The following is a 9,975-nucleotide window of genomic DNA, read 5'->3' as shown; positions in this document are numbered from 1 at the left end:
TTTTCTCGTCGGCGTCCGCCGACGCGGGGACGGTGCGGATCGAGCCGATCACCACCTCCGGATCACAGGACAATCTCGCCATGCTGGCCAGGGGTGAGGCGGAAGCCGGTCTGGCGCTGGCGGATTCGAGCAGGGGCGCGCCGGGCGGCGTGCTCGCGCTCGGGCGGGTCTACGAGAACTATCTCCAGCTCGCCGTGCGGGCGGACAGCGATGTCCGCCGGGTGGTCGAATTGCGCGGCAAGCGAGTGAATCTGGGCGCCCAGGGTTCCGGCGCGGCGCTGACGGGGGAGCGGATCCTGCTCGCCGCGGGGCTGGATCCGGCGACCGATGTCATCGTGGAGCATCGCCCGCTGCGCGACGCCGCGGCGGCCCTTCGCTCCGGTGCGGTCGACGCGCTGCTGTGGGCGGGCGGCGTGCCGACCGCGGCGCTGGAGGTGCCGCTGCGGATGCGCCTGGTGGATCTCGATGAGCTGGCCGCCCCGCTGCGCCAGCGCTACGGGCACATCTACGACCGCGTCGAGATCCCGGGCGATGCCTATCCGGGAGCCTCCGCGATCCAGACCGTGGGCGTGGCGAACCTGCTGCTCGCGGCGCCCGCCCTGGCGGACGAGGCCGCCGCCGCGATCGTCGATCTACTGGTCGGGCGCCCGAACCTGCTGGTCCCGGCGGAGGCCGCGGGCACCCAATTCCTGGACGCGCGTTCGTTGATCGGCACGGGCCCGATCCCGCTGCATCCCGGCGCGGCCGCGGCCTATCGGCTGCGCCACGGGTGAACGTCGATCAGGAACGCACCAAGCGGGCGATCGCGTCGGTCGCTTCCTTGATCTTGGCCTCGGCCTCGGGGCCGCCCGCGACGGCCGCGTCCACCACGCAGTGACTGATGTGGTCCTCCAGCAGGCCCATCGCCACGGCCTGTAGCGCTTTCGTCATCGCGGAGACCTGGGTGAGGATATCGATGCAGTACTTCTCTTCTTCGACCATCCGCTGCAACCCGCGGGCCTGCCCCTCGATGCGGCGCAGGCGCTTGAGGTAGTCGTCCTTGGCGGTGATGTAGCCGTGTGCCGAGTGGTCGTGGCCCGGCTGGTCCTGGGTGGTCTTCGTGTCCGGGGTGGTCACCGACTGTCTCCTTGCTGCCTGCCGGAAGAATCGATCATCGATTAATACCCCCCTAGGGTACATTTGTTCCGGCGTGTTGTCAGGTCCGCGCGCGGCCCGGCGCGGGCTGCGTCCGCCGTGTCGCGCGCTGATCGGCACCGTACCTGGCCAGCGCGATTCCGCCTATTACGAGCATCGCGCCGAACAACTGGACCGGCGCCACCGCCTCGCCGAGCAGCAGCCAGGAGAGCGCGACCGCGAACAGCACCTCGCTCAACAGGATCAGCGACATGAGCGTCGCCCCGATGCGCGCCGCGCCCGCCACGCCGCAGAGGTAGGCCACCACGGTACTGAGCAGGATCAGCAATGCCAGGGCCACCCAGGCCGGGAGGCGGCGCTCGGCCATGACGGCGGTGGCGCTGCCGATGTGGATCGGCAGCACGGTGAGCGCGCCGAGCGCCCAGCTGGTCGCCGCGGCCACGGTCAGGCCGGTGCCGAGCAGCACCACCGGGCGCAGGCTGTCCGAGGTGCGCGCGGAGAGCAGGAAGAACGCGGCGTTGCACAGCATGGACAGCGCGGCCCAGCCCAAGCCGGCCGGGCTCAGCCCGCCCGCGTCGAAGACATCGATCACCAGCGCGGCGCCGGCGAGCGCCACGATCGCGCCGAGCAGGGTGGCGTCGGACGGCCTGCGTCCGCGCACTGCCCAATCCCAGCCGATCACCGCGATCGGCGCGAGGAACTGGATCATCAGCGATACCCCCACCTGGAGGTATTCCAGCGACAGGAAGAACGTCGCCTGCACACCCGCCAGCGCGATCACGCCGAACGCGCCGATGGTGCGCAGATGACGCACGCTGCCACGCAGGCCATCGGGTTCGGCGAGCGCGGCAAGCGCCAGCATGACCGCCGCCGCCCCGGTCAGCCGCACGGCCAGCACCGCCCCGGGCGACCACTCCGCGGCGAGCACGGATTTCGCGAGCGGTCCGGAACTGGCGAACGCCAAACCGCTTGCCACGGTCAGCCAAACGCCCGCGCTCGACACAGCCACCTCCAGCTAGAAACGATGAATCGTCCCATCATTGCCCACGCACCCGAGTGGTGTCGCTCACGCATCGGTTCGCCGGACCGGTACCGGTTGCGCGGGAGCAGCGGGTGGGCGGAAGAATCGAGCCCATGAGTTCGCTTCCCCGGCCCGCCCTCGCCGTCATCGGCGGCAGTGGTTTCTACGACTTCTTCGACAACGACGCCACCCAGGTCGAAGTCGACACCCCGTACGGCAAGCCCAGTGCCCCGATCGCGGTGGGCGAGGTCGAGGGACGGCCGGTGGCCTTCGTGCCCCGGCACGGCAAGCGGCACGAATACGCCCCGCACACGCTGCCGTACCAGGCCAACATGTGGGCGCTGCGCGCGCTCGGCGTGCGCCGGATCCTGGCGCCGTGCGCGGTGGGCAGCCTGCGCGCCGACTGGGGACCGGGCACCGTCGCGGTGCCGGACCAGCTGGTCGATCGCACCTCGGGTCGTCCGCAGACCTACTTCGACGGCGGCGGCGTGCACGTCTCGTTCGCCGATCCGTACTGCGAGGAACTGCGCGTCGCGGTGACGAAGTCCGAGGTGGAAGCCCTGCCGCTGAAGGCAGGCGGCACCATGGTCGTGGTGCAGGGCCCGCGCTTCTCCACCCGCGCCGAGAGCCGCTGGTTCGCCGGTCAGGGCTGGGACCTGGTGAACATGACCGGTCACCCGGAGGCCGTGCTCGCCCGTGAGCTGGAGATGTGCTACGCCGCGGTCGCTCTGGTGACCGACCTGGACGCGGGTCTGGAAGAGGGCGACGGCGTGCACGCCATCGACGTCTTCGCCGAGTTCAAGCGCAACCTGGCCCCGTTCAAGGAGCTCATCCGGGCCTCGGTGGCGGCGATCGGCGAAACCGACACGTGCGATCGGTGCCGTGTCCATACCGGCGTGTCGCTGCCTTTCGCACTACCGTAACCGTATGGGACGGTGCGACGTTCGTGCCGCCATCGGCTCGGAGTCGGCCGGGGGCGGCGGGGTGTGGTTGCGATGAAAGTACTGCTCACCGGAGCTGCCGGATTCCTCGGATCACATGTGCGCGGCGCGCTGACGGCCGCCGGGCACGAGGTGATCGCACTCGATCTGATGCACGGCGACGTGCACGGGCCCGACGCCGAGCCACCCGAGGGCGTCGCCAGGGTGGACGTCAGAGACGCCGACGGGCTCGCGCCGCTGCTGCGCGGCGCGGAGGTGGTCTGTCACCTGGCGGCCGTCACCGCGCCGAACGGGGAATCGGATTCCGGCATCGCCGCGTTCGCCGCGCACAACGACCACGGCACGGCGGTCCTGCTCGCCGCCATGAGCCAGGCGGGCGTCCGGCGACTGGTGCTGGCGTCCTCCATCGCCGTGTACGGCGAAGGCCGCTATCGCAGCGTGCGCGGCGGGCCGTTCTTCCCCGGCCTGCGCTCGCGCGCCGATTTGGATCGCGGCATGTTCGACCACCGCGCGCCGCGCACCGGCGAGGTGCTCACCTGGGAGGCCGTCGGCGAGGATGCGCCACTGCGCCCGCGCGGCTTCTATGCCGCGAGCAAGGCGGCGCAAGAGCAGTACGCGCTGGCCTGGGGTCTGAGCACCGGGGCGGCGGTGACCGTGTTGCGCTACCACAACGTGTACGGCGAGGGCGCGCGCTCGGGTCTGGCCACCCGGTTTCGCGAGGAGCTGCTCGCGGGTCAGGCGCCGCGGGTGTTCGAGGACGGCGGGCAGGTGCGGGATTTCCTGCACGTCCGCGATGCCGCCGCCGCGACCCGTGCCGCGATCGAACGACAGCTGCCCGGTTTCGTGCCGCTCAACATCGCCTCCGGCCACCCGATCACGCTGTGGGAGGTGGCGTCGATCATGGCCAAGGCCCGCGGCGGGACGTCGCCGATCGTGACCGGTCAATACCGGATCGGCGACGTGCGGCATTTCGTCGCCGATCCCGAACGGGCCAGGCGTGCACTGGATTTCAGCGCATCCGTGGTTCCGGTCGACGGGCTCGCCGAATTCGCGAGGAGCGCCGCGGAAGTCGCCGCAGCGGGCTGACGTGCGCGACTGCGCTCGCCGAATCGGTTCGCGATCGCGGATTGTCAGGAGGCCGCGGTCCGGAAGGCGTCGGCATGCGCTTCGGCCCACTGCCGGAAGGTACGCGGCGGTCGGCCGGTCACCTCGCGCACGGTCGGGTGGACCTCGGATTCGTCCAGTGTGCCGTCGATGAAGAAGCTCGTGAACGCCTCGGCGTAGGCGCGGGGCATGGTCGCCGCCAGTTCGGCGCGGGTCTCCTCCTCGTCGAGCTCGCGGCACACGAGCGGTCGGTCGAGAACCTCGGCCAGCACCGCGACCTGCTCGGCGGGCAGCAGCGCCTCCGGGCCGGTGAGATCGAGGATCCGGCCGTCGAGATCGCCGCCGGTCAGTGCCCGCGCCGCCACCGCGGCGATATCGGCGGGGTCGACGGCCGCGACCCGCACCCACGAGAACTGGGCTCGCACCACGTCGCCCGTAGTCAGTTGGGGAAGCCAGCGCAGCGCGTTGGACATGAACGAGCGCGGCCGCAGAAAGGTCCACGGCAGACCGGATTCGCGCACGGTTTGTTCGGACAGGGTCATGTACCGGGAGACCGCGTTGCCGAGATCCGCCAGCGCCGCGGAGCCGCCCGAGAGCAGCACCACCCGCGCCAGCCCGGCCTTGCCCGCCAGCGCGAGCAACTCCTCGAGGTTCTCGTAGCCCGGCATCAGATACATCCCGTGCGCGCCGTCGAGCGCGTCGGCCAGGGTCTCGGGTCGGTTCAGGTCGCCGGTGACGGCCTCGACGCCCGCCGGTAGCGACGCGCGCGCCGGATCACGCACCACCGCCCGGACCGGCTGCCCGCCCTCGGCGAGCGCGCGCACGAGTTCGGCGCCGATGTTGCCGGTCGCCCCGGTCACCACGTACATAGCGTCTCCTTCGGCTTCGTTGCAAAACATCGCCCCCGCAACGTCTTTCGGTGTCGCCCGTCCAATGTACGTGCCGTCCGCGCGGAGTGCCGGAATCTCGCGCTCGGCGTAACTCCGCTTGTCACGTGGACGTTCGCGGACTGCTTCCGGCAGCGTCTTCTATGCTCGCCGGATGGACACCCCGCTACGGCTCGAGGTCATCGTGGCAAGCGTGCGCCCGGAGCGGTTCGCTCCGGTGGTCGCCGATTGGTTCCTGCGCGTGGTCCGGACGCGGCCCGAATTCGACACCGGCGTCATCGATCTCATCGGGACGCCGCTGCCGACGGACCTCACCGACACGCCGGAGGCTCAGGCTTATCGGGCCAGGCTGGCGGCCGCGGACGCGTTCGTCGCGATCACCTCCGAGTACAACCACGGCTACCCGGCCTCCCTCAAAACCGCGTTCGACACCGCGAAGCGGGAGTGGCGCGCCAAGCCCATCGGCTTCGTCTCGTACGGCGGACTCTCCGGCGGCCTGCGCGCGGTGGAACAGCTTCGCCAGGTGGTCGCCGAGATCCACATGGTCTCGATACGGGAGACCGTCAGCATCCACCAGGCCAAGCGGCAGTTCGATGCCACCGGCACGCCGACCGACGGCGCGGCGATCGACGCGAGCGAGCGGCTGCTTCGCCAATTGGACTGGTGGGGACGGCATTTGCGGACCGCGCGGACGGCCGATCCCTATCCCGGCTGACGCCGGACCGTCAGTGCGCGGCGTTCGCGACGGGCCTGCGCCCGCGCGGATGCCCGATGTAGGTGGCCTCGCGAGGAATCGAGACGAGGGTGAGATCCACCTGCGCGGTTCCGGTGCGCAGCACCACGCGGTTGCCGATCGCGCCCGGCTGGTGGATGGACAGGTCCGGCCTCGTCGCGGGCCAGCCCATCGGGTCACCGGTCACATAGATCGTCGTGACACCGGCGTGCGGTGCGGGCGCGAGCACACCGTCCACCACCGTCGCGGTGAAACCCGCGTCGGACTGGTGGGTTTCGACGGCGATGGCGAGTCGTTCCGGGTTGCCGATGGTCTGCACCAGGTTCTCCCACGCGTGCGCCCGGTCGGTGCGGATCAGGATGCGCTCCCCGACGGCCAGCGCGCGGAACACCAACTGCTGCGCCAGGTAGAGCTCGCCCGCCACGTACACCGTCGAGATGCCGGTGCCGATGATGCGGACGGCCACACCTTGGTTGTTCTCGTCGGAGCCGATGAGCTGACCGCACCCGGAGGAGGGCAGGTGCAGTGCGCCGATGACGTCGATCGGGTACTCGGTCATCGGCACGGTGTCGTCGAGTCCCGGTACGGCCAAAGGCAAGTGCGCGAGCAGGCTGTCGCGGTGGCGTCCGTTCATCGACACCATGCCCTTGAGCTTGCCGTTCTCGGGCAGTTCGCGGGCGGTCAGTCGCCAGGCCGCGCCGATGCTCACCGATTCGGCGGAACTGCCTGGGCGCAGCCGCACGGTGACGGTGGTGCCGCGCGAGGGCGCGACCCACAGCTGCGCGAGCAGATCCGAGCCGAGCTGCTTCGGATCGACCGCGCTGCCGACGTTGACGGCGTTGCCGATCTCGGCGTAGCGCCAGCGATGAGTCAGGGTGCGCGGGTCGAAGCCCGAGGTGATCTGCAGGACCGCCTTGCGGATCTCGGGGGCGGTCAGGATGCGCGCGCTGCAGTCGGCGTCCTCCAGCGCGCGCATGATGCGTTGCGTCGCAATGGTTACCGCGCGTGACGCGCCTTCGCTGCCGCCGCCGCGGCGCGCCGCGGCCTCCGGGCAGGCGATCGCGTCGAAGCCGATCGCCAGCCAGACGGCGCGGTGCGCGGTGGCGGGCAGCGGGCCGAGCAGCGTTTCATAGATCTTGCCCGCCGGGGTGCCAGCGCGGCTGCGGTGTCCGTGGCTGATGATATCGATGCCGCTGAGCAGGATGTCGTGCTGGTTGAGGCAGGCGGCGAGTTCCGGCAGCGGGAGCAGGTGCGAGGCGTGCACGGTGCTGCTGGAGATGCGGGTCAGCCCACCCTTGGGCGGCAGCACCTCGACCACCGTCACCACGCGGGTACCGTCCCAGTACAGGCCGAGCGAGCGATCGTCGGGGCCGCGGAAGTCGACGGTGTCGCCGATCTCGTACTCGCGGTGGGTGACATAGCGCCACCAGGTCGCGATCCAGTCCAGCACGGTGCGTTTGGCGATCGGGATCAGCGGCAGCAGGCCGACGACAACGGCGACGCCGAGCGCGATCCACCCGCCGAGGCCTGCCACCAGCGCGATCACCGCCACGATCAAGCCGATCACCTGTGCGATCAACAGATTCGGCAGCGAGATGCGACCAAGCAGCGGGCGCGGTCCCACCCCTGTGGCTTCGGCCATCAGCGTCCCCCAAAGTACCCGGTATCGACCGTTTTCCACCGGCCGAGCTGAACAAGAGTCCCAGGGAACTGTACTGTGTTCCGCGAACGTGAGCACTGTTCGGGGGAGGAACCATGCCTTCAAAACCCACCACTCGCTGGCAGGTGAGCGGTTACCGCTTCCTGGTTCGGCGGATGGAGCACGCGCTGGTGCGCCGGGATGTCCGCATGTTGCACGATCCGATGCGCTCGCAGTCCCGCGCCTATGCGGCGGGACTGGTGCTGGCCTGCGTCGTGCTCGCCGGCTGCGGCATTCTCGCGTTGCTCCGCCCGCAGGACAAGATCGGCACCAACACGCTGCTGATCGGCAAGGAGTCCGGCGGCGTCTACGTGATGATCGACGGCGTGGTGCACCCGGCGCTGAACCTGGCCTCGGCCCGGCTCGCCTCCGGTGAATCGGGCAAGGCGGTGATCGTCAAGGAGTCCGAGCTCGGCAAGAAGCCGCGCGGCCAGCTGATCGGAATCCCCGGCGCGCCCGCGGCTTTGCGCTTCGACAAGGACGGCAAGGGCCGGGCGTGGACCGTCTGCGACGTGATGAAGGTCGACGGTTCCAAGGACCTCACCACCACCGTGCTGGCAGGTGATCTGGAGCTGGGTGAGAAGGCCTCGGAGGTGCCCGCGGACCAGGCGCTGCTGGTGAAGGTCAAAGAGCAGGCGTACCTGGTCTACAACGAGACCCGCGCCCGCGTCGACATGACCGACCGCAGGGTGACGGACGCGCTCGGCATCACCGGCGCCACCCCGCGTCCCGTCAGCGAGGGCCTGATCAACGCGATTCCCGAAGTGCCACAGATCATTCCGCCGAAGATCAACGACCCGGGCGCCGCCGTGAGCTATCAGATCGGCGGGCACCGCGTGGGCGACGTGGTGCAGGTGTCCAGCGAGCCGGACGTGGATTACGTGGTGCTCCAGGACGGTCTACAGCAGGTGTCCGAGCTGACCGCCGACATCATCGGCAACACCCACCGCCCGTCGTCCAGCAACACCGTCATCGCCCAGACCGACAAGGTGAGCGCGCCGCCCGCCAGGTCGCTTGCGGTGGACACCTATCCGCGGGCACGGCCGAGCATCGTCGAGGTCAAGGACCGTCCGATCAGCTGCCTTTCCTGGAAGCCGAACCCGGCTGCCGCCGACAACAAGGACGGCGGTAAGCGCGCCGACCTCTCGGTGATCGCGGGCGTCGCACTGCCGATGCCGGACAAGGCGAAGGCGGTGCCGCTGGCCCAGGCCGACGGCTCGGGTCCGAACGCGGACTCGGTGTACGTGCCGCCGGGCACCGGCGCGTTCGTCCAGACCACCGGCATCGAACCCGACAGCAGGCGCAAGGACTCCCTCTTCTACGTCGCCGACACCGGCGTGCGCTACGGCATCAAGAACGCCGACGCGCAGAAGGCCCTCGGCATGGACGCCCAAGCCGGAGTGAAGCCAGAGCCAGCGCCGTGGCCGATCATCGGTCTCCTCGCCAACGGTCCCACCCTGGGTCGCGAGGAAGCGATGGTGGCCCACGACGGTGTCGCGCCTGACCCGTCACCGGCCGCGAAGCCCGTGGGCAATCAGCAGAAGTAGCCGTTCGCCGGGTCAGCGGCGGTCGGCGTCGGCTTCGCGCAGCGAGGCGACTTCGCTGCGGAGCGCGCGGACTTCGTCGAGCAGCACGGAGATCTCGCGATCGGTGCGCTCGGCGCTGGCCTCGACGGACTTCAGCTGGTCGATCACCCAGCTCGTCGTGGTGCCGATCGCGAAGCTGATCAGGCCGATGCCGAAGGTCATCAGGATCAAGGAGATCAAGCGGCCCTCGGTGGTCACCGGATAGATGTCGCCGTAGCCGACGGTGGTCACCGAGACCGCCGACCACCACAGCGCGTCACCGAAATCGGTGACCTTGCTGTCGGCCACGCCGTACTCGGCATCGAAGAACGCCAGGCTGCACAGCAGCAGGATCAGTACCGAACTGGCGCCGACGAACACCGCGAGCCGGGCGCGCGTGACGGTGTTGCGATTCAGCGTGTCCAACAACAGCAGTGCCGCCCGCAACAGCCGCAGCGGGCGGAACGGCGGCAGCACCACGATCAGCAACTCCAGCGGATGACGCCGCACGAACCGAAGCCGGTCCGTCGACAGCCACAGCCGCACCGCGAAGTCGCCCGCGAACAGCGCCCAGATCAGGATGTCCACGCCGGTCAGCCAGGAGTCCAGCCGGGGCGAGGCCCCGGTGTCGAGCACGTGCCACGCGTACACCCCGAGAAACGTCACCGCCAACGCCATCATCGGAACGTTGGTAGCGCGCTCCCACGCCTGCCTGCGGGTCGGTTGTTGCGAGTCGATCATGGAAACTGCCTACGTGCCTGGTGGAAAGGTCCGCCGCGCCTTCGGGCGCGAACTTTCGCAGACACTACGCGACGCGTGGGGCGCGGCGGGCGGTGATCAAGTCCGGGAACATCTGAAGCGGTACCGGATCGACTGACAGGTGGGGCTCGA

The 9,975-nt window shown here is 69.9% G+C and carries 10 protein-coding genes; 5 read left to right on the top strand and 5 right to left on the bottom strand.

Annotation, left to right across the window (positions count from 1 at the left end):
• On the top strand, positions 1-773 hold a 773-nt coding region (locus AC3EO7_RS31715; RefSeq protein ID WP_435593210.1), incomplete at its 5' end, for a TAXI family TRAP transporter solute-binding subunit.
• A 7-nt stretch (positions 774-780) separates the two neighbouring features.
• Here the strand turns inward: AC3EO7_RS31715 and AC3EO7_RS31710 are convergent.
• Both AC3EO7_RS31710 and AC3EO7_RS31705 read right to left on the bottom strand, forming a co-directional pair.
• On the bottom strand, positions 781-1,116 hold the full coding sequence (locus tag AC3EO7_RS31710) for a metal-sensitive transcriptional regulator (RefSeq protein ID WP_068057015.1): 336 nt from the start codon (positions 1,114-1,116) through the stop codon (positions 781-783).
• Positions 1,117-1,195: 79 nt separating this feature from the next.
• Positions 1,196-2,137 (bottom strand): EamA family transporter, encoded by a 942-nt coding sequence (locus AC3EO7_RS31705; protein WP_431964137.1) that lies wholly within the window; start codon positions 2,135-2,137, stop codon positions 1,196-1,198.
• A gap of 131 nt (positions 2,138-2,268) precedes the next feature.
• Here AC3EO7_RS31705 and AC3EO7_RS31700 point away from each other — a divergent pair, with 131 nt between their 5' ends.
• Both AC3EO7_RS31700 and AC3EO7_RS31695 read left to right on the top strand, forming a co-directional pair.
• Positions 2,269-3,078 (top strand): S-methyl-5'-thioadenosine phosphorylase, encoded by an 810-nt coding sequence (locus AC3EO7_RS31700; protein WP_431964139.1) that lies wholly within the window; start codon positions 2,269-2,271, stop codon positions 3,076-3,078.
• A 72-nt stretch (positions 3,079-3,150) separates the two neighbouring features.
• On the top strand, positions 3,151-4,182 hold the full coding sequence (locus tag AC3EO7_RS31695) for an NAD-dependent epimerase/dehydratase family protein (RefSeq protein WP_435593209.1): 1,032 nt from the start codon (positions 3,151-3,153) through the stop codon (positions 4,180-4,182).
• Between the two features lie 44 nt (positions 4,183-4,226).
• On the opposite strand, the gene AC3EO7_RS31690 is transcribed toward AC3EO7_RS31695, so the two are convergent.
• A complete protein-coding gene (locus tag AC3EO7_RS31690; RefSeq protein ID WP_431964143.1) occupies positions 4,227-5,069 on the bottom strand; it encodes an NAD(P)H-binding protein in 843 nt (280 codons plus the stop codon).
• A gap of 172 nt (positions 5,070-5,241) precedes the next feature.
• On the opposite strand from AC3EO7_RS31690, the gene AC3EO7_RS31685 reads away from it, so the two are divergent.
• Positions 5,242-5,802 (top strand): NADPH-dependent FMN reductase, encoded by a 561-nt coding sequence (locus AC3EO7_RS31685; protein WP_431964145.1) that lies wholly within the window; start codon positions 5,242-5,244, stop codon positions 5,800-5,802.
• A gap of 10 nt (positions 5,803-5,812) precedes the next feature.
• Here AC3EO7_RS31685 and eccE read toward each other — a convergent pair whose 3' ends face one another.
• Positions 5,813-7,462 carry a type VII secretion protein EccE gene (gene eccE / locus AC3EO7_RS31680; RefSeq protein WP_431964147.1) on the bottom strand — a complete coding sequence of 550 codons (1,650 nt, stop codon included), beginning with the start codon at positions 7,460-7,462 and terminating at the stop codon, positions 5,813-5,815.
• A 113-nt stretch (positions 7,463-7,575) separates the two neighbouring features.
• Here eccE and eccB point away from each other — a divergent pair, with 113 nt between their 5' ends.
• Positions 7,576-9,066: a type VII secretion protein EccB gene (gene eccB / locus AC3EO7_RS31675; protein ID WP_435593208.1), complete on the top strand. Its 1,491-nt coding sequence runs from the start codon at positions 7,576-7,578 to the stop codon at positions 9,064-9,066.
• A 12-nt stretch (positions 9,067-9,078) separates the two neighbouring features.
• Here eccB and AC3EO7_RS31670 read toward each other — a convergent pair whose 3' ends face one another.
• Positions 9,079-9,825, bottom strand: a complete 747-nt coding sequence (locus AC3EO7_RS31670; protein WP_431964151.1) for a potassium channel family protein — start codon at positions 9,823-9,825, stop codon at positions 9,079-9,081.
• Between the last annotated feature and the right edge of the window lie 150 nt (positions 9,826-9,975).

The organism is Nocardia sp. bgisy118, from assembly GCF_057708605.1.
The sequence above is the reverse complement of the archived record's forward strand: the minus strand, read 5'-3'. Positions and strand labels throughout refer to the sequence as shown.